This is a genomic window from Hydrogenophaga crocea (assembly GCF_011388215.1).
Classification (GTDB): domain Bacteria; phylum Pseudomonadota; class Gammaproteobacteria; order Burkholderiales; family Burkholderiaceae_C; genus Hydrogenophaga; species Hydrogenophaga crocea.
Genome location: NZ_CP049989.1, coordinates 1,763,695 through 1,782,472 on the forward strand (window position 1 = coordinate 1,763,695; position 18,778 = coordinate 1,782,472).

Consider the following 18,778-nt stretch of genomic DNA (forward strand, 5'->3'; position numbering starts at 1 on the left):
GGGGAATGGCCTGGCCTTGCGGCCTGGCCGACGGGGCGTTTACAGGTCTTCCGAACCCAGCAGCATCTCGGTGATGCCCTTGCCGGCCTGGACCATGGGGAACACGTTCTCGGTCGGGTCGGTGCGGAAGTCCATGAAGACCGTGCGGTCCTTGAGCTTGCGCGCTTCGCGGAGCGCGGGCTCCACGTCTTCGGGGCGTTCGATCAGCATGCCCACGTGGCCATAGGCCTCGGCCAGCTTCACGAAGTTGGGCAGCGCGTCCATGTAGCTGTGGCTGTAGCGGCCCGAGTACTCGATCTCCTGCCACTGGCGCACCATGCCCAGGTAGCGGTTGTTGAGCGACACCACCTTGATCGGGGTGTTGTACTGCAGGCAGGTCGACAGCTCCTGGATGTTCATCTGCACCGAGCCTTCGCCGGTGATGCAGAACACCTCGGCCTCGGGCTTGGCGAGCTTGATGCCCATGGCGTAGGGAATGCCCACGCCCATGGTGCCCAGGCCGCCCGAGTTGATCCAGCGGCGCGGCTCGTCGAACTTGTAGAACTGCGCGGCCCACATCTGGTGCTGGCCCACGTCGGACGTGATGTAGGTTTCGGTGCCCTTGGTCATGTTCCACAGGGTCTCGACCACCATCTGCGGCTTGATCACGTCCTTGTTGCCGCGGTCGTACTTGAGGCAGTCGCGCGAGCGCCAGCCTTCGATGGTGTTCCACCACTCGCCCAGGGCCTTCTCGTCGGCGCGCTGGCTGGTCTCGCGGACCATGTTGATCAGCTCGGTCAGCACGTCCTTCACGTCGCCCACGATGGGCACGTCGACCTTCACGCGCTTGGAGATGCTCGAGGGGTCGATGTCGATGTGGATGATCTTGCGTTCGTTCTGCGCAAAGTGCTTGGGGTTGCCGATCACGCGGTCGTCGAAGCGCGCGCCCACGGCCAGCAGCACGTCGCAGTTCTGCATCGCGTTGTTGGCTTCGATGGTGCCGTGCATGCCCAGCATGCCCAGGAACTTGCGGTCGCTGGCGGGATAGGCACCCAGGCCCATGAGGGTGTTGGTCACCGGGTAGCCGAGCAGGTCGACCAGGGTGCGCAGCTCTTGCGTGGCGTTGCCCAGCAGCACGCCGCCGCCGGTGTAGATGTAGGGGCGCTTGGCGTTGAGCAGCAGCTGCAGCGCCTTGCGGATCTGGCCGCCATGGCCCTTGCGCACGGGGTTGTACGAGCGCATCGCCACGCTCTCGGGGTAGCCGGTCCAGGCGGTCTTGTTGAAGGACACGTCCTTGGGCACGTCGACCACCACGGGGCCGGGGCGGCCCGAGCGCGCGATGTGGAACGCCTTCTTCATCACATCGGCCATGTGCCGCACATCCTTGACGAGGAAGTTGTGCTTGACGATGGGGCGCGTGATGCCGACGGTGTCGCACTCCTGGAAGGCGTCGAGGCCAATCGCCGGCGTCGGCACCTGGCCCGAGATGATCACCATCGGGATGCTGTCCATGTAGGCCGTGGCGATGCCGGTGACCGCGTTGGTCAGGCCGGGGCCGGAGGTGACCAGGGCCACGCCCACGTCGCCGGTGGCGCGGGCATAACCGTCGGCGGCGTGCACGGCGGCCTGTTCGTGGCGCACCAGCACGTGCTGGATGGTGTCCTGCTTGTAGAACGCGTCGTAGATGTGCAGCACTGCGCCGCCGGGGTAGCCCCAGACGTACTTGACGTTCTCGGCCTGCAGGGCCTTGACGAGGATTTCCGCGCCGCGGAGTTCGAGGGGAGCGTCGCCGGCCGTGGCGGCGGCGGCCGAGGCCAGTTCGGCCTTGGAGATGTCCATGATCAACCTTTCGAGAATTTCTCTGACGAAAAACCTTGGGTGCCCCTCGGCCAACCCTTGTGAGGCGACGTCGGGACTTGAGACCAGTGGCCATGGGCGGAACGTATCCACCGGACCCTGATCCGTTTGCCGTGTGATGACGAAAGCCGCAGATTATGGCACCGCAGCAAAGGCCCGCCGCCGGTTTTTCGTCGACCGAAGCCGGAATGCGACAATTCCGCGCTTATCCGCGAAACCTCCCATGACCCCCGACGCCCCCGCTTCCGGCGCCGCCCGACCCGACCTCACCGCCCCTTCGCTGCGCCGCCGCATGGCCTGCTGGCTCTATGAGGGCATGCTCATGTTCGGTGTGGTGTTCATCGCCGGCTACCTCTTCTCGGCGCTCACGCAGCAGCGTCACGCCCTGGACAACCGCCACCCGCTGCAGGCCTTCCTGTTCGTGGTGTTCGGCATCTACTTCACCTGGTTCTGGCACAAGGGCCAGACCCTGGCGCAGAAGACCTGGAACATCCGCGTCGTCGATGCCCAGGGCCGCCCCATTGGCCAGTGGCGCGCGCTGTGGCGCTACGTGCTGTCCTGGCTGTGGCTGCTGCCCCCGCTCGCGCTGAGCGCGGTGTTGGGCACCAGCGGCGGCGAGCTCACGGTGTTGCTGATGGGCTGGGTGCTGGTCTACGCGCTGCTGTCGCGCTTTCACGCCCAGCGCCAGTTCCTGCACGACGCGCTCGCCGGCACGCGCCTGGTGCACCACGCCCAGGCCCCGGCCCCCAAACGCTCCCGCAAAGGGCTCAAGGCATGACCCCGCAACCCCACGAAGACGTCACCGCGCAAAAGCGCCGCACCGGCCTGAGCCGCATGTGGCACGCCCTGTTCTATTCGTTCGCGGGCCTGCGCGCGGGCTGGGGCGAGACCGCGTTCCGCCAGGAAGCGATCGCGTCGGTCGTGCTGGTGCCGCTGGCCTTCTGGGTGGGACAGGGCTGGGTGGAGACCGCGCTGCTGATCGGCACCGTGGTGCTGGTGATGGTGGTGGAGTTGCTCAATACCGGCATCGAAACCGCCATCGACCGCATCGGGCCCGAGTGGCACGTGCTGTCCAAACGCGCCAAGGACATGGGCAGCGCCGCGGTGCTGCTGAGCCTGCTGCTGTGCAGCGGCACCTGGATCGCGGCACTGTGGATGCACTTCGGGAATCCGGCGTGAGCGGGCCGGCCTTCTCGCTGTGCGTGTACTGCGGCTCGCGCCCGGGCGCGCAACCCGCGTTCGCCGAGGCCGCGCGCGCCGTGGGCCGCTGGATCGGCGAACGCGGCGGTCAGCTGGTGTACGGCGGCGGGCGCAATGGCCTCATGGGTCTGGTGGCCGACAGCACGCTGCAGGCCGGCGGCCGCGTGGTGGGCGTGATCCCGAAGGCCCTGGTCGAGAAGGAATGGGCGCACCACGGCTGCAGCGAACTGCACGTGGTCGACACCATGCACGAACGCAAGCGCCTCATGGCCGAGCACGCCGACGCGTTTCTCGCCCTGCCCGGCGGCATCGGCACCTTCGAGGAGTTCTTCGAGGTCTGGACCTGGCGCCAGCTCGGCTACCACGACAAACCCGTGGGCCTGCTCAACGTGGACGGCTACTACGACGGCCTGATGGCCTTCCTGCGCACCGGCGTGCAGGCGCAGTTCATGGGCGACTGGCAGATGGACCTGATCCGCGTGTCGCCCGACGCGCGGGCGCTGCTGCCCGAGCTGGTGCAGTCGGCCGGGCTGGCCCCGGCCCCGCGCCTCGACGCGATCTGAAGCGCCGCGCTCAGACGGCGGTTTCGTCTTCTTCGCCGGTGCGGATGCGCACCACGCGCTCGACCGAGGTCACGAAGATCTTGCCGTCGCCGATCTTGCCGGTGCGCGCGGCATTGACGATGGCCTCGACGCAGCGGTCCACGTCTTCGTCCTTCACCACCACCTCGACCTTGACCTTGGGCAGGAAATCGACCACGTACTCGGCGCCGCGGTAGAGCTCGGTGTGGCCCTTCTGACGACCGAAGCCCTTGACCTCGGTCACGGTCAGGCCGGTCACGCCCTGCTCGGCCAGCGCTTCGCGCACCTCCTCGAGCTTGAAGGGTTTGATGACGGCGGTGATCTGCTTCATGTCGTGAACCTTTGATGACGGGCGGGAGTTCGAAAAATGTATCACGCCCATCTCGCGGCCGCGGGCATACTCGGCGCTCTCACCGAGACGGCCCTTGCCATGACGCCTGCCCTGCCCCGCCATGTGCCCATCGCCGCGAGCTTTCGCGGCGGCCACCCCGAGAACATTCACCACGGCTCCTTCGCGGTGGTGAACGCCGCAGGCGAGCTGCTCGCACGCGCCGGCGACGTGGACACCCCGGTCTTCACGCGCTCTTCGCTCAAGCCCTTTCAGGCCATGCCCCTGATCGCGCGCGCGGCCGAGCGCCTGCGGCTCGACGACGCCGACATCGCCCTGCTGTGCGCCAGCCACAACGGCGAGCCCATGCACACCGAGCGCGCGGCCGCGCTGCTCGCGCGCATCGGCGCCGACGAATCGGCCCTGGCCTGCGGCGTGCACGAACCCTACGTGTTCCGCTTCAACGGCCTCACGCCGCCCGCGGGCGCGCGCTACGGCGCGCTGCACCACAACTGCTCGGGCAAGCACTCGGGCATGCTGCTGCTGGCCGACGCGCTGGGCGCTCCGCTGCAGGGCTACCTGGCCACGGACCACCCGGTGCAGCGCGAGATCGCGCACTGCGTGAGCCACTTTTCGGGCGTGCCCGAGCACGCGCTGGTGCGTGGCATCGACGGCTGCAGCGCGCCCAACATCGCCCTGCCGCTGCGCTCGCTCGCGCATGCCTTCGCACGGCTCACGCCGGACACACCCGACAGCCGCTACGGCACGGCGCCGCAACGCATCGCGCGCGCCATGAGCCGCCATCCCGACCTCGTGAGCGGGCGCGGCCGCAACGACCTGCACCTGATGCAGGCCGGCCGTGGCGACTGGGTGAGCAAGGTGGGCGCCGACGGCGTGCAGGCGCTCGCGAGCTTCAGCCGCGGCATCGCCATCGCGGCCAAGTGCAGCGACGGTCAGCTCGCGCCGCTGATGGTGGCGCTGGTGGCTGCGCTCGAACAGCTCGGCTGGCTCGAAGACACCGACCGCGAGGCGCTCGCGCGCCTGCTGCCACCGCCGCTGAAGAACGCGGCCGGCGTCGAGGTCGGCGACATGCGCGCCGTGCTCGAGCTCAAGCCCGGTACTTGCTCGTGATCGGGTAGCGCCAGTCCTTGCCGAAGCTGCGGTGGGTCACGCGGATGCCCACCGGCGCCTGGCGGCGCTTGTACTCGTTGATGCGGATCAGCCGAACCACCTTCTCCACATCGGCCCGCGCGAAGCCCTCGGCGATGATGCTCTCGGGGCTCTGGTCGTTCTCCATGTAGCGCTCGATGATGGCGTCGAGCACCGGGTACTCGGGCAGGCTGTCCTGGTCCTTCTGGTCGGGGCGCAGCTCGGCGCTCGGCGGCCGCACGATGATGCGCTCGGGGATCGGGTTGGCGCCCGTGCCGTAGGGGTCGTGCGCGTTGCGCCAGCGCGCGAGCCGGAACACCGCGGTCTTGGCCACGTCCTTGATCACCGCGAAGCCGCCCGCCATGTCGCCGTAGAGCGTGCAGTAGCCCGTGGCCATCTCGCTCTTGTTGCCGGTGGTGAGCACGATGCTGCCGAACTTGTTCGACAGGCCCATGAGCAGCGTGCCGCGGATGCGCGCCTGCAGGTTCTCTTCGGTGGTGTCTTCGGGCCGGCCTTCGAACAGCGGCGCGAGCGAGGCCTTGAAGGCCTCGAACTCGGGCGCGATCGCGATCTCGTCGTAACGCACGCCCAGGCGCGCGGCCATGTCGCGCGCGTCGATCCACGAGATGTCGGCCGTGTAGGGCGAGGGCATCATCACCGCGCGCACCCGGTCCTTGCCCAAGGCGTCGACCGCGATCGCCAGCACCAGCGCCGAATCGATGCCGCCCGACAGGCCCAGGATGGCGCCGGGAAAGCCATTCTTGCCGAGGTAGTCGCGCACGCCGAGCACCAGCGCGTGCCAGAGGTCGGCGTCGGCGCTGTGCGGGCGGTCGGTGTCGGCCGTGATGCGCCAGCCCGCCGCGCCGCGCTCGAAGCGGGCGTCGAACTGCGCCTCTTCGAAGCTCACCGCGCGGCCCGCGAGTTCGCCCTGCGCATCGAGCACGAAGCTGCGACCTTCGAACACGATCTCGTCCTGGCCGCCCACCAGGTGGGCGTACACCAGCGGCAGGCCGGTCTGGCGCACGCGCTCGCGCATGTGGGCCTCGCGCTCACCGCCCTTGCCCGCGTGGAAGGGCGAGGCGTTGATGACGGCGATGAGCTCGGCGCCCGCGGCGCGCAGGTCGGCCGCGGGGGCCTCGAACCAGGCGTCTTCGCAGATCAGCAGGCCCACCTTCACCGGGCGGCCCTGGGCGTCGGGCACCGCGAACACGCAGGGCGCGTCGCCCGGCGTGAAGTAACGGCGCTCGTCGAACACCTGGTAGTTGGGCAGCTCGCGCTTGGCGCAGGTGGCGAGCACACGGCCCTCGCAGAGCACGCTGGCCGCGTTGTGCAGGGCAGGCACCGACACGCTGCGCTCGCGCGCGCCCGGGCCGGTGCGGGCCGGATGTCCCACCACGATGTGCAGGCCTTTGAGGTCGGCGGTCTCGGCCGCCACGCGCTTCACGGCATCATCGCAGGCGTCGATGAAGGCGGGCCGCAGGTAAAGGTCTTCGGCCGCGTAACCGCAGATCGCGAGTTCGGGCGTGAGCAGCAGCTGCACCCCGCGCGCGTGGGCGGCGCGGGCCGCGTCGACGATGCGGCGGGCATTGCCCGCCATGTCTCCCACCACGAAGTTGAGCTGGGCAACCGATACGGAAAACGTCATGGAAACAGGTGGGCTGACAGGGGAAAACGATTATGTCACCCGGGTTCTCGACGGCTGGGACGCGCTGCCCGCCGCCGCCTGGGACGCGCTGCTCGCGCACAGCAGCGACCCCAGCCCGTTCGCGCGCCACGCCTACCTGCGCGCGATGGTCGACAGCGGCAGCGCCACGCCCGAGACCGGCTGGGCCCCGCGCCTGGTCACGCTGTGGCGCGGCGACACGCTGCAGGCCGCGTGCGCGGTGCAGGTCAAGTCGCATTCCTACGGCGAATACGTGTTCGACTGGGCCTGGGCCAACGCCTACGCCGAACATGGCCTGCGCTACTACCCCAAGGCGCTCGTGGCCGTGCCCTTCACGCCGGTGCCGGGCGCGCGGCTGCTGGCGGTGGACCCGGCCGCGCGGCGGGCGTTGCTGCGGGCCCTGATCGGCTGGTGCGAAGCCCAGCGGCTGTCGTCGCTGCACCTGCTGTTCCTGCTGCCCGAGGACGTGGCCGCCTGCGAGGCCGAGGGCCTGATGGCGCGCCACACCGTCCAGTTCCACTGGCAGAACCACGACTGGCCCGACTGGGACGCCTTCCTCGCGAGCCTGCAGCAGGACAAGCGCAAGAAGATCCGCCAGGAGCGCCGCAAGGTGGCCGAGGCCGGGGTGCGCTTTCGCTGGGCGCGGGGCCGCGACATCACGGCCGCCGACTGGGCCTTCTTCTACCGCTGTTACGAGCGCACCTACCTCGAGCACGGCAACCCGCCCTACCTCACGCCCGACTTCTTCGCCCGCATGGCGCGCGACATGCCCGAACACTGGCTGCTCTTCGTGGCCGAGCGCGACGGCCAGCCGATCGCGAGCAGCCTGATCGCCATCGACCCCGAGCGCCGCGTGGCCTATGGCCGCTACTGGGGCGCGCTCGAACGCGTCGACTGCCTGCACTTCGAGGCCTGCTACTACCAACCGCTGCAATGGTGCCTGGCACACGGCTACCGCCGCTTCGAGGGCGGCGCGCAGGGCGAGCACAAGATGGCGCGGGCCCTGCTGCCCGTGAAGACCACCAGCGCGCACTGGCTCGCGCACCCGGCCTTTGCCGAGGCGGTCGATCGCTTCCTGCAGCGCGAGGGCGCGGGCGTGGCGCACTACCTCGACCACCTCGCCGAACGCAACCCGCTCAAGGCCCGCGGCGCCTAGGCGCTTCGCTACACTCGGCCGCCATGGACGAGCAGGACGCCTTCTTCACCCATGCGGTGGTCGGGCCACCGTTTTCGGTGCTGCTCGGGCGGCGCATGTCGGCGGCCGCGGGCCAGGCCCAGGGCCTGCAGATCGACCCGGCCGATGGCGACGTGCGCGTGAGCCCCGCCTGGCAGCCCTGGGTGATCGAGCGCCTGAGCGAGCTGCCGCCCGGCGTGCCGCGCCGCCGCCCCAAGGCCTGGCGGCGCTGGGTCGAACGCCATGCACTGGGCATTGCCCTGCTGGGCGCTCTGGCGCTGCTGGGGGGCGTGGGCCTCAGCCTGCACGCGCTCGGCGGCTTCGCACAGCTCAACCACCTCGTGAGGAGCCTGCCGTGGTGAACCCGGTGGCCCAGGACACGCTCACCATCGACCCGGTGGCGATGAACATCGTCAACCGCGTGGCCGCGGGCTGCGACCTCAGCGGCGACCTGAATTTCGAGGGCGGCCTGATCGTGCAGGGCCGGCTCGAAGGCCACATCCGCGTGGACGGCCGCCTCATCATCTGGACCGGCGCCAGCGTGCGCGGCCGCATCCGCGTGCTCGGCGACCTGTACCTGTTCGGCCAGCTGGGCTCGCCCAACGGCGGGCCGCACGACACCAGCCTGGAGTGCGAGGGCATGGTCTACGTGAGCAAGACCGGTGTGTCCACCGGCACCCTGCTCGCGCGGCGGCTGCAGATGTACGAAGGGGCCCAACTCAAGGGCCCCTTCCGCACGCTGCAGACGGCCGACCGCCTGCCCGTGTTGCGCGACGTGCTGGTGGAACCGCCCGCCGCGCCCTGATCGCCGCGGCCGCTCAGGCCTTCTTGAGCGACTTCTCGTAGTTGGCGATGCCGTCCAGGATTTCCTTGTGCGCGGCGGCCTTGTCGGCCCAGCCCAGCACCTTCACCCACTTGCCCGGCTCCAGGTCCTTGTAGTGCTCGAAGAAGTGCTGGATGGTCTTCAGGCGCATGGGGTTGAGGTCTTCGGGCTTTTGCCACTGCGTGTAGATCGACAGGATCTTGTCCACCGGCACGGCCAGCAGCTTGGCGTCTTCACCGGCCTCGTCCTCCATGCGCAGCATGCCCAGCGCGCGGCAGGTCACCACCACACCGGGGATCAGCGGCACCGGCGTGATCACGAGCACGTCCACCGGATCGCCGTCGCCCGAGATGGTCTTGGGGATGTAGCCGTAGTTCGTGGGGTAGTGCATGGCCGTGCTCATGAAACGGTCCACGAAGATGGCGCCGGTTTCCTTGTCGACCTCGTACTTGATCGGGTCGGCGTTCATCGGGATCTCGATGATCACGTTGAACGATTCGGGAACCTTGCTGCCAGGGGTGACGTTGTCGAGGGACATGAAGTGCTCGGGAGGGGTTGAAGGGAATCTGACCGGGGCGTCACGCGAATGACACCAGGCGCGGCGCGCGCTCCGGATTTACCCTGATTTTACCGACGCGAAGCTGACGGCCCCGGTGGCAAACGGCGCGAATCTCGCTACATTGGTCGCGTTGGCCAATCGCCTCTGCCCTGCTGCAGCTTTCGCAGCAGCGAAGACCGCGAGGAAGCAACGCAGCGGGGGCAGCCCCGGAGGCGTTGCCCCCTCCAAGTCAAAAACCACTGGCAGGAGAAATTCATGGTTGGTCAAAGTGCGCTGATCTTCGCGCTCGTCTGTGGGCTGGTTGCCGTGATCTACGGTTTCTGGTCCCGCAGTTGGATCCTCTCCCAGGAAGCCGGCAACGCCCGCATGCAGGAAATCGCGGGCGCCATCCAGACCGGTGCTGCGGCCTACCTCGCTCGGCAATACAAGACCATTGGCCTGGTCGGCATCGTGCTCGCCGTGCTCATCGGCATCTTCCTCGACGGCCCCACGGCCATCGGCTTCGTGGTGGGTGCGGTGCTCTCGGGCGCCTGCGGCTTCATCGGCATGAACATCTCGGTGCGCGCCAACGTGCGCACCGCACAGGCCGCCACCAAGGGCATGGGTCCGGCGCTCGACGTCGCCTTCCGCGGCGGCGCCATCACGGGCATGCTGGTGGTGGGTCTGGGCCTGCTGGGCGTGGCCGGCTTCTTCTGGTTCCTGGTGGGCAACGGCAACCTCAACGCCTCGTCCAACCTGGCCAAGATGCTCAACCCGCTGATCGGCTTCGCCTTCGGTTCCTCGCTGATCTCGATCTTCGCGCGCCTGGGCGGCGGCATCTTCACCAAGGGCGCCGACGTGGGCGCCGACCTGGTGGGCAAGGTGGAGGCCGGCATTCCCGAAGACGATCCGCGCAACCCGGCGGTGATCGCCGACAACGTGGGCGACAACGTGGGCGACTGCGCGGGCATGGCTGCCGACCTGTTCGAGACCTACGCGGTCACGCTGATCGCCACCATGGTGCTGGGCGCGCTCATGGTCGCGACCGCGCCGCTGCAGGCCGTGCTCTACCCGCTGGTGCTGGGTGGCGTGTCCATCCTCGCGTCCATCGTGGGCTGTTTCTTCGTCAAGGCCAGCCCGGGCATGAAGAACGTGATGCCCGCGCTCTACAAGGGCCTGATCATCGCGGGCGTGCTCTCGCTGGTCGCCTTCTGGTTCGTCACCGCCTGGATCATCCCGGACAACGCGATCGCCGCCAGCGGCAGCCAGCTGCGCCTGTTCGGCGCCTGCTTCGTGGGCCTGGCGCTCACCGGCCTGCTGGTGTGGATCACCGAGTTCTACACCGGCACGCAGTACAGCCCGGTCAAACACATCGCGCAGGCGTCCACCACCGGCCACGGCACCAACATCATCGCGGGCCTGGGCGTGTCCATGCGCTCCACCGCCTGGCCCGTGCTCTTCGTGTGCGCGGCCATCGTGGCGGCCTACATGCTGGCCGGCCTGTACGGCATCGCCGTGGCGGCCATGGCCATGCTGAGCATGGCGGGCATCGTGGTGGCGCTCGACGCCTACGGCCCCATCACCGACAACGCCGGCGGCATCGCCGAGATGGCGGAACTGCCCAGCGCGGTGCGCGACATCACCGACCCGCTCGACGCCGTGGGCAACACCACCAAGGCCGTCACCAAGGGCTACGCCATCGGCTCCGCGGGCCTGGCCTCGCTGGTGCTGTTCGCCGACTACACCCACAAGCTCGAAACCTACGGCGCCAAGGTCAGCTTCGACCTCAGCGATCCGATGGTGATCATCGGCCTGTTCATCGGCGGCATGATCCCCTACCTCTTCGGTGCCATGGCCATGGAAGCCGTGGGCCGGGCCGCGGGTTCGGTGGTGGTCGAGGTGCGCCGCCAGTTCAAGGAGATCGCCGGCATCATGGAAGGCACGGCCAAGCCCGAGTACGGCAAGGCGGTGGACATGCTGACCTCGGCCGCGATCAAGGAAATGATCGTGCCCAGCCTGCTGCCGGTGGTGGTGCCCATCCTGGTGGGTGTGTTCCTCGGCCCCAAGGCGCTCGGCGGTCTGCTCATGGGCACCATCGTCACCGGCCTGTTCGTGGCCATCTCCATGTGCACCGGCGGCGGCGCCTGGGACAACGCCAAGAAGTACATCGAAGACGGCCACCACGGCGGCAAGGGCTCTGAGGCGCACAAGGCGGCCGTCACCGGCGACACCGTGGGCGACCCCTACAAGGACACGGCCGGCCCCGCGGTGAACCCGCTGATCAAGATCATCAACATCGTGGCGCTGCTGATCGTGCCGCTGCTGCCGCTGGCGAAGTAAGCCGCGCCTGGCCCCCGTTCACAAGGCCCGCCGCGTGCGGGCCTTGTGCTTACTGCGCCAGGCGCCGCACCACCTCGCTGGCTGCGGGCGCGAGTTCGGTGAGATCGGCCTGCCGGTTCTGCTCGATGGCCTGCAGCACGAGCTCGGTGATCGCGCCCACGGCGGCCACGGCCATGGGCTCGCTCAGGGCGCGCGCGGCCGGGCGGTCGCGGTTGACCGTGCCCAGCATGAAGGCCGCGAGCTCGCCCATCACCTCGCGGCGCACCGCACTGCCCGCTTCGCCGAGGTGGTGGATCTCCACGAACAGCAGCCGCAGCAGCTGCGGGCCCGAGGCCAGGTGCGCGAAGTACGCGCGCAACGCCGTCTCCACCTGCGCCTGCCAGGGCAGCCCGGGCTGCACCGCCTCGCGCAGCGTGCGCAGCGCCGACGCGCTGGCCAGCCGGTAGAGCTGCAGGAAGCAGGCCTCCTTGTCGCTGAAGTGTTCGTAGAAGGTGCGCTTGGACACCCCCGCCACGCGCACCACATCGGCCACGGTGACCGCGGCCAGGCCCTTCTCGGCCGCCACATCGGCGAGCGCCTGCAGCAATCGGGTGTCGGGGGATTCGAGGGTGGCGGTGGCGGCTTCGGGGCGGGGCATGCGGTGATCTTAGGGCGCGCGCAGCCCTTGGCGGCGCACCCGCCAGCCCGGCTTGACAGCCCCGGCCGGGCCGGGCACATTCGCCCTGGTACGAACCGGTACCAAACGGAGCCGCCCCATGACCGACCTCACCGTCCGCCGCCTGCTGATCGACCTCGAGCGCCCCGTGGCGCGCCACTGGTGCGGCGGCGACGCCTTCCTCACCGCGTGGTTCAACGCCTTGTCCATGAGCTTTCCGGTGGGCGAGCAGTTCTTCATCGACTCGGTGCGCGACGGGGCCAAGGCCCTGCCGGAAGCGGAGCGAGCGGCCTGGGAGGCCGAGGTGAAGGGCTTCGTGGGCCAGGAGGCCACACACCGGCGCATCCACGCGCTGTTCAACGCGCAGATCGAAAAGCACGGCCTGGTGAACGCCTGGGCACCGCGCGCCGAAGCGCGCATGAAGGTGCTCGCGGGCGCCGACCCGCGCCACGCGCTGGGCATCACCGCGGCCAACGAACACTTCACCGCCCTGTTCGCCGAATGGCTGCTTGGCCACCCCGAGGTGCTCGCGAACAGCGAGCCGCGCCTGCAGGCGCTGTGGCTGTGGCACAGCGCCGAAGAGGCCGAGCACAAGAGCACCGCCTTCGATCTCTACCGGGCCCTTGGCGGCAACCACGCCTGGCGCGTGAAGTGGATGCGCCGCATCACCGTGTTCTTCCTCGTCGACGCCCTGCGCCAGACCGTGAACAACCTGCGCCGCGACGGCACGCTGTGGCGTTGGTCCACCTGGCGCAGCGCGGCGCGCCACCTGCTGGGTCGTCAGGGCCTGCTGCGCGAGACCTTCGCCCCCTGGCGGGCCTATTTCCGGCCCGATTTCCACCCCGAACACCAGCACTCGGAACGCTCGGCCACCTGGCTGCGCGAGAACAGCGCGCTGTTCGTCGCGGTCGGCCGCTGACAGCACCAGCCCGGGTTTTCCCGGGCTTTTTCGCGACCGCTCCACTTGTATGATGACCTGACAAACATACAAAGACAGCGAGACAAGCATGCCCCCCGAGAACGCAGAGCCCCTGCAGGCGCCCCAGCGCCTGACCGACCGGCTTGCGGCGCTGCTGATGCAGCGCATCGAATCGGGCGAGCTTGCCCCCGACCAGCGCCTGCCCACCGAGCAGCGCCTGTCCGAGCAGTTCGGCGTGTCGCGCACCGTGGTGCGCGAGGCCATCAGCCAGCTCAAGTCCATCGGCCTGCTCACCTCGCGCCAGGGCGCGGGCGTGTTCGTGGCGCCCAGCCACCAGGCGCGCGCGCTGGCCTTCGACCCCACGGTGCTGCACTCCATGGAAGCCGTGCTGCAGGTGGTGGAGGTGCGGCGCGGCCTCGAGGCCGACGTGGCCGAGCTCGCGGCGCGTCGCATCACCCCCGAGAAGGCGCGCGTGATCATGGACGCGCTCGCCGAGCTCGAGGCCTGCCCGGCCCTGGGCGCCCAGGGTGTGGAGGCCGACCTGCGCTTTCACCGCAGCATCGCGCGCGCCACCGACAACCCGCACTACGAGCGCCTGCTCGGTTTTCTCGAGCAGTACCAGCGCGACGCCATGCGTGTGACGCGCACCAACGAATCGCTGGACAACGGCTACATGGTGCAGGTGCACGTTGAGCACCGCGCCATCGCCGAAGCGGTCACGCGCGGCGACGCCGCGGCCGCGCGCGACGCCGCCATGCGGCACATGGTCAATGCCGCCGACCGCATCGAAAACGCCACCCCTCCCATCCGCCGCGCGCTCGACGCGCTGCTCAAGCCCCCTTCTTCCTCGCGCACCGAATGACCGCCGCCGCTGCTCCCTCTTCTTGCACCCTGGGCGTGATCGGCCTGGGCTCCATGGGCCTGGGCGCCGCCCGATCCGCGCTGCGCCGCGGCCTCGCCACCTGGGGCTGCGACCCGCAGCCCGCCGCGCGCGCCGCCTTCGAGCAGGCCGGCGGCCATGCCGTGCAGCATCCGTCCGAACTCGCGCCGCATTGCGACGCCGTGCTGGTGCTGGTGGTCAACGCCGCGCAGACCGAGGCCGTGCTGTTCGGCGAACACGGCCTGGTGCACGGCCTGCGCCGCGGCGCGGTGGTGATCGCCTCGGCCACGGTCGATCCGGCCCTGCCGCCGCAGTGGGAAGCGCGGCTGGCCGAGCGCGGCATCCTGCTGATCGACGGGCCCGTGTCGGGCGGCGCAAAGAAGGCCGCCGAGGGCCAGATGACGGTGATGGCCTCGGGCAGCGACGCGGCGTTCGCCGCCGCCGACGCCGCACTGCAGGCCATCGCGGGCAAGGTCTACCGTCTGGGCGACCGCGCGGGCATCGGCTCCACGGTGAAGATGGTGAACCAGCACCTCGCGGGCGTGCACATCGCCACCGCCTGCGAGGCCATGGCGCTGGGCATCAAGGCCGGCGCCGACCCGCGCCAGCTCTACGAGGTGATCTGCAACAGCGCCGGCATGAGCTGGATGTTCGAGAACCGCGTGCCCCACATCCTCGACGGCGACTACACCCCGCTGTCGGCGGTCAACATCTTCGTGAAAGACCTGGGCATCGTGCTCGACGCCGCGCGCGCGCTCAAATTCCCGCTGCCGCTGGCGGCCGCCGCGCACCAGCTCTACCTGGCCACCGCGGCCATGGGCCTGGGCGGCGAAGACGATTCGGCCGTGGTGAAGTACTACGCCGGGCTCGCGGGCCTCGACCTGCCGGCCCCTGCCGCGAAGGCCGCGCCATGATCCTCGGCGTCATCGCAGACGACTTCACCGGCGCCACCGACGTCGCCAGCATGCTGGTGCGCGCGGGCATGCGCACGGTGCAGGTGCTGGGCGTGCCCCAGGGGGCGCTGCCCGAGGCCGACGCCATCGTGGTCGCGCTCAAGTCGCGCACCACCGCGCCCGAGGCCGCGGTGCGTGAGAGCCTGGGCGCGCTCGCGGCGCTGCGCGCGGCCGGCGCGCGCCAGATCTACTTCAAGTACTGCTCCACCTTCGATTCCACGCCGCGCGGCAACATCGGCCCGGTCACCGACGCGCTGATGCAGGCCCTGGGCACGGACCTCACCATCGCCTGCCCCGCCTTCCCCGAGAACGGCCGCACCGTGTTCCGCGGCCACCTGTTCGTGGGCGACGCGCTGCTCAGCGAATCGGGCATGCGCCAGCACCCGCTCACGCCCATGACCGACGCCAACCTGGTGCGCGTGCTGCAGGCGCAGACCGCGCAGCGTGTGGGCCTGCTGCGCCACGACACGGTGGCGCAGGGCGCGGCCGCGGCGCGTGCGCGGCTGCAGGCGCTGCAGGCCGAAGGCGTGCGCATCGCCGTGGCCGACGCGGTGGACAACGGCGACCTGCTCACGCTGGCCGAGGCCTGCGCCGAACTGCCCCTGGTCACCGCGGGTTCGGGCGTGGCCCTGGGCCTGCCGCCGGCCTACGCGCGCCGCGGCTGGCTGCGACCCGACGCGCAGGCCGCGGCCCTGCCCGCGGTGCGCGGCGCCTCGGCCGTGGTCTCGGGCTCGTGTTCCGAAGCCACCAATGCGCAGGTCGCGCGCTGGCTGCACAACGGCGGCGCGGCCGTGCAGGTCGACCCGCTCGCACTGCACGAGGGCCGCCAGACCGCAGCCGGTCTGCTCCTGAAAGCAGAGCAAATGCTGCAGCAGCAACCGGTGCTCGTGTACGCCACGGCCGCGCCCGAGCGGGTCGGCGCGGTGCAGCAGGCGCTGGGCGTGCAGGCCGCGGGCGAACTGGTCGAGCAGGCGCTGGCCCGCATCGCCGCCGGCCTGGTGCAGGCCGGCGTGCGCCGCCTCGTGGTGGCCGGTGGCGAGACCTCAGGCGCGGTGGTGCAGGCCCTGGACGTGCAGCAGCTGCGCATCGGCCCCAGCATCTGCCCCGGTGTGCCCTGGACGGCCGCGCGAGACGCCGCCAGCGGCGACACGTTGCTGCTGGCGCTCAAGTCGGGCAACTTCGGCGGCCCCGATTTCTTCCGCGAGGCCCTGGCGCTCGCGGGGCACGCCCCATGAACGCGGCCCAGCAAGCCTGCCGCGAGCAGATCGTTCGACTCGGCGCCTCGCTGTTCCAGCGCGGCTACGCGCGCTCCACCGCGGGCAACATCAGCGTGCGGCTCACGGCCGAGCAAGGCGGCGGCTTCCTCATCACGCCCACCGACGCCTGCCTGGGCATGCTCGAAGCCGACCGGCTCGCCTGGGTGGCCGACGACGGCACGCAGCGCAGCGGCGACCGCGCGAGCAAGACCCTCGCATTGCACCGGCGCATCTACGGCGCGGCGCCGCAGGCGCACTGCGTGCTGCACACCCACAGCACCCACCTGGTGGCGCTGAGCCTGCAGGGCGTGTGGCAGCCGCACGATGTGCTGCCCCCGATCACACCCTACCAGGCCATGAAGGTGGGCCACGTGCCCCATGTGCCCTACCGCGTGCCCGGCGACGCCGCCGTGGCCGACGAACTCGCCGGGCTTATCGCGCGCGCCGAACGCCCGCTGCATGCCGTGCTGCTCGAACGCCTGGGCCCCGTGGTGTGGCACCAGAGCCCCGCGCAGGCCATGGCCCTGCTCGAAGAACTCGAAGAGACCGCCCGCCTGTGGCTGCTCTGCAACCCCCGCCCTGCCCCGCTGAGCGACGCCCGCCTCGACGAGCTGCGCCAGCGCTTCAACGCCCTGTGGTGACATGCCCCGCTTCGCCGCCAACCTCACGCTGATGTACACCGAAGTGCCCTTCATGGAGCGCTTCGCCGCCGCCGCCGCCGATGGCTTCGACGCGGTGGAATTCCTTTTCCCCTACGCCTTCGACGCCGACGCCATCGCGGCGCAGCTGCGCGCCCACGGCCTCACCCAGGCGCTGTTCAACATGCCCCCGGGCGACTGGGACGCGGGCGAGCGCGGCATGGCCGCGCTGCCCGGCCGCGAGGCCGAGTTCCGCGCCCACCTGGACACCGCGCTGCGCTACGCCCAGGCCCTGGGCTGCCAGCGCCTGCACGCCATGTCGGGCCTGGTGCCCGCGGGCGCCGACGCCGCGCTGCGCGCACGCCTGCACGCCACCTGCGTGGCCAACCTGCGCCACGCGGCCGAGCGCGCCGCCGAGCACGGCATCACGGTGCTGATCGAACCGCTCAACGGCCGCGACGTGCCGGGCTACTTCCTCACCACGCAGCAGCAGGCGCACGATCTCGTGGCCGAGGTGGGCGCGCCCAACCTGAAGGTGCAGATGGACTTCTACCACTGCCAGATCAGCGAGGGCGACCTCACGCGCCGGCTCGAACGCCACATCGGCGGGGTGGGCCACATCCAGATCGCGGGCGTGCCCGACCGGCACGAGCCCGACACCGGCGAGATCCACCACCCGCACCTGTTCGAGCGCCTCGATGCCCTGGGCTACACGGGCTTCGTGGGCTGCGAATACCGCCCGCGCGCCGGCACCAGCGCCGGCCTGGGCTGGCTGCGCGACTGGCGCGCACGACAAACCGCAAAGGCTTCTGCATGAACATCCTCATCACCGGCGGCGCCGGTTTCCTGGGCAGCCGGCTCGCGCGCGAGCTGCTGCAGCGCGGCCAGCTGCGCGGCCAGCGCATCGAACGCCTGATGCTGGCCGACCTCTATGCCCCGCGCGACGCCACGCTCACGGCCGATGCGCGCGTGGCCACGCACACGGGCGACCTGCTCGCCAACATCCCCGCGCTGTTCGCCACGCGCTGGGACGCGGTGTTCCACCTGGCTTCGGCCGTGTCGGGCGAGTGCGAGGCCAACTTCGAGCTCGGCCTGCACGCCAACCTCGACACCACGCGCCGCCTGCTCGACGCCTGCCGCGCACAGACGGTGGCGGGTCACGCCGCGCCGGTCTTTTTCTTCTCCAGCTCGGTCGCCGTCTACGGCAGCGACCCGGCGCTGCCGCTGCCCGCGGTGGTCACCGACGAAACCCTGCCCACGCCGCAATCGAGCTACGGCATCCACAAGTTCGTGTGCGAACAGCTGGTGGCCGACTACACGCGCAAGGGCTTCATCGACGGCCGCGCCGCGCGCCTCATGACGGTCTCGGTGCGCCCGGGCCAGCCCAACGGCGCGGCCTCGGGCTTTCTCTCGGGCATGCTGCGCGAACCGCTCGCGGGCCAGCCCAGCAACTGCCCGGTGCCGCTGGACACGCCGGTGGCGCTGTCCTCGCCGGCCACCACCATCGCGGGCATCGTGGCCGTGGCCGAAGCCAGCCGCGAGGCCTTCGGCGGCCGCACCGCGATCAACCTGCCTGCGCTCAGCCTGCGCGTGCGCGACATGCTCGACGCCCTGGCCGCCTTCGCCGGCCCCGAAGCCACCGCGCTCGTGGGCCACGAGCCCGACGCCGCCACCGCGCGCATCGTGGCCGGCTGGCCGGCGCGCTTCGACAGCGCGCGCGCCCGCGCCCTGGGCCTCAAGGCCGACCCCGACTTCCATGCCGTTCTGCGCCAGTACGCGCAGGACCACCCCGATGCCGTGACCCTGCCGGCAGCGCGCCCACGGCCGACTCCCGCGCGCTGACCA

Annotated in this window: 20 protein-coding genes; 15 read left to right on the top strand and 5 right to left on the bottom strand. The window is 70.3% G+C overall.

Annotated elements, in window-relative coordinates; translation table 11 throughout:
- Positions 1-39 precede the first annotated feature (39 nt).
- Positions 40-1,818, bottom strand: a complete 1,779-nt coding sequence (locus G9Q37_RS08385) for an acetolactate synthase 3 catalytic subunit (protein ID WP_166226757.1) — start codon at positions 1,816-1,818, stop codon at positions 40-42.
- Positions 1,819-2,059: 241 nt separating this feature from the next.
- Between G9Q37_RS08385 and G9Q37_RS08390 the strand changes: the two genes are divergently transcribed.
- From G9Q37_RS08390 to G9Q37_RS08400, 3 genes are read left to right on the top strand one after another with little or no spacing between them, the layout of a single operon-like run.
- Positions 2,060-2,614: an RDD family protein gene (locus G9Q37_RS08390; RefSeq protein WP_166226758.1), complete on the top strand. Its 555-nt coding sequence runs from the start codon at positions 2,060-2,062 to the stop codon at positions 2,612-2,614.
- Entirely contained in the window at positions 2,611-3,015 is a 405-nt protein-coding gene (locus G9Q37_RS08395) for a diacylglycerol kinase (protein ID WP_166226759.1), read from the top strand. The genes G9Q37_RS08390 and G9Q37_RS08395 overlap by 4 nt, the downstream gene beginning before the upstream one ends.
- Positions 3,012-3,599: an LOG family protein gene (locus tag G9Q37_RS08400; RefSeq protein ID WP_166226760.1), complete on the top strand. Its 588-nt coding sequence runs from the start codon at positions 3,012-3,014 to the stop codon at positions 3,597-3,599. The genes G9Q37_RS08395 and G9Q37_RS08400 overlap by 4 nt, the downstream gene beginning before the upstream one ends.
- 10 nt (positions 3,600-3,609) lie before the next feature.
- Here the strand turns inward: G9Q37_RS08400 and G9Q37_RS08405 are convergent, their stop codons facing one another.
- Entirely contained in the window at positions 3,610-3,948 is a 339-nt protein-coding gene (locus tag G9Q37_RS08405; RefSeq protein ID WP_166226761.1) for a P-II family nitrogen regulator, read from the bottom strand.
- Between the two features lie 99 nt (positions 3,949-4,047).
- On the opposite strand from G9Q37_RS08405, the gene G9Q37_RS08410 reads away from it, so the two are divergent.
- On the top strand, positions 4,048-5,076 hold the full coding sequence (locus G9Q37_RS08410) for an asparaginase (RefSeq protein ID WP_166226762.1): 1,029 nt from the start codon (positions 4,048-4,050) through the stop codon (positions 5,074-5,076).
- Here the strand turns inward: G9Q37_RS08410 and G9Q37_RS08415 are convergent.
- Positions 5,054-6,739 (bottom strand): NAD+ synthase, encoded by a 1,686-nt coding sequence (locus tag G9Q37_RS08415; protein ID WP_166226763.1) that lies wholly within the window; start codon positions 6,737-6,739, stop codon positions 5,054-5,056. The genes G9Q37_RS08410 and G9Q37_RS08415 overlap by 23 nt on opposite strands.
- Between G9Q37_RS08415 and G9Q37_RS08420 the strand changes: the two genes are divergently transcribed.
- Genes G9Q37_RS08420 through G9Q37_RS08430 form a run of 3 tightly spaced genes read left to right on the top strand, consistent with a single transcriptional unit; the run spans position 6,738 to position 8,736 of the window.
- On the top strand, positions 6,738-7,913 hold the full coding sequence (locus tag G9Q37_RS08420; protein WP_166226764.1) for a GNAT family N-acetyltransferase: 1,176 nt from the start codon (positions 6,738-6,740) through the stop codon (positions 7,911-7,913). The genes G9Q37_RS08415 and G9Q37_RS08420 overlap by 2 nt on opposite strands.
- A 23-nt stretch (positions 7,914-7,936) precedes the next feature.
- Positions 7,937-8,293 (top strand): hypothetical protein, encoded by a 357-nt coding sequence (locus G9Q37_RS08425; RefSeq protein ID WP_166226765.1) that lies wholly within the window; start codon positions 7,937-7,939, stop codon positions 8,291-8,293.
- Positions 8,287-8,736 (top strand): bactofilin family protein, encoded by a 450-nt coding sequence (locus tag G9Q37_RS08430; protein ID WP_166226766.1) that lies wholly within the window; start codon positions 8,287-8,289, stop codon positions 8,734-8,736. The genes G9Q37_RS08425 and G9Q37_RS08430 overlap by 7 nt, the downstream gene beginning before the upstream one ends.
- 13 nt (positions 8,737-8,749) lie before the next feature.
- Here the strand turns inward: G9Q37_RS08430 and ppa are convergent, their stop codons facing one another.
- Positions 8,750-9,292: an inorganic diphosphatase gene (gene ppa / locus G9Q37_RS08435; protein WP_166226767.1), complete on the bottom strand. Its 543-nt coding sequence runs from the start codon at positions 9,290-9,292 to the stop codon at positions 8,750-8,752.
- 276 nt (positions 9,293-9,568) lie between these two features.
- Between ppa and G9Q37_RS08440 the strand changes: the two genes are divergently transcribed.
- Entirely contained in the window at positions 9,569-11,632 is a 2,064-nt protein-coding gene (locus G9Q37_RS08440) for a sodium-translocating pyrophosphatase (protein WP_166226768.1), read from the top strand.
- Between the two features lie 49 nt (positions 11,633-11,681).
- Here the strand turns inward: G9Q37_RS08440 and G9Q37_RS08445 are convergent, their stop codons facing one another.
- Complete coding sequence (locus tag G9Q37_RS08445) at positions 11,682-12,269, bottom strand: TetR/AcrR family transcriptional regulator (RefSeq protein ID WP_166226769.1); 588 nt, start codon at positions 12,267-12,269, stop codon at positions 11,682-11,684.
- Positions 12,270-12,387: 118 nt separating this feature from the next.
- Here G9Q37_RS08445 and G9Q37_RS08450 point away from each other — a divergent pair, with 118 nt between their 5' ends.
- The 7 genes from G9Q37_RS08450 (at position 12,388) to denD (ending at position 18,775) form a co-directional block, all read left to right on the top strand.
- Entirely contained in the window at positions 12,388-13,206 is an 819-nt protein-coding gene (locus tag G9Q37_RS08450; protein ID WP_166226770.1) for a metal-dependent hydrolase, read from the top strand.
- Positions 13,207-13,294: 88 nt separating this feature from the next.
- Entirely contained in the window at positions 13,295-14,068 is a 774-nt protein-coding gene (locus G9Q37_RS08455; RefSeq protein ID WP_166226771.1) for a FadR/GntR family transcriptional regulator, read from the top strand.
- Positions 14,065-15,000 carry an L-threonate dehydrogenase gene (gene ltnD, locus G9Q37_RS08460; protein ID WP_166226772.1) on the top strand — a complete coding sequence of 312 codons (936 nt, stop codon included), beginning with the start codon at positions 14,065-14,067 and terminating at the stop codon, positions 14,998-15,000. The genes G9Q37_RS08455 and ltnD overlap by 4 nt, the downstream gene beginning before the upstream one ends.
- Positions 14,997-16,274, top strand: coding sequence for a 3-oxo-tetronate kinase (gene otnK / locus G9Q37_RS08465; RefSeq protein WP_166226773.1), 1,278 nt, complete (start codon positions 14,997-14,999; stop codon positions 16,272-16,274). Before ltnD ends, otnK begins: the two co-directional genes overlap by 4 nt.
- Positions 16,271-16,936: a class II aldolase/adducin family protein gene (locus G9Q37_RS08470; protein ID WP_166226774.1), complete on the top strand. Its 666-nt coding sequence runs from the start codon at positions 16,271-16,273 to the stop codon at positions 16,934-16,936. Before otnK ends, G9Q37_RS08470 begins: the two co-directional genes overlap by 4 nt.
- Before the next feature lies 1 nt (position 16,937).
- Positions 16,938-17,750 carry a 2-oxo-tetronate isomerase gene (gene otnI / locus G9Q37_RS08475; RefSeq protein WP_166226775.1) on the top strand — a complete coding sequence of 271 codons (813 nt, stop codon included), beginning with the start codon at positions 16,938-16,940 and terminating at the stop codon, positions 17,748-17,750.
- Entirely contained in the window at positions 17,747-18,775 is a 1,029-nt protein-coding gene (denD, locus tag G9Q37_RS08480; protein WP_166226776.1) for a D-erythronate dehydrogenase, read from the top strand. Before otnI ends, denD begins: the two co-directional genes overlap by 4 nt.
- Positions 18,776-18,778 lie beyond the last annotated feature (3 nt).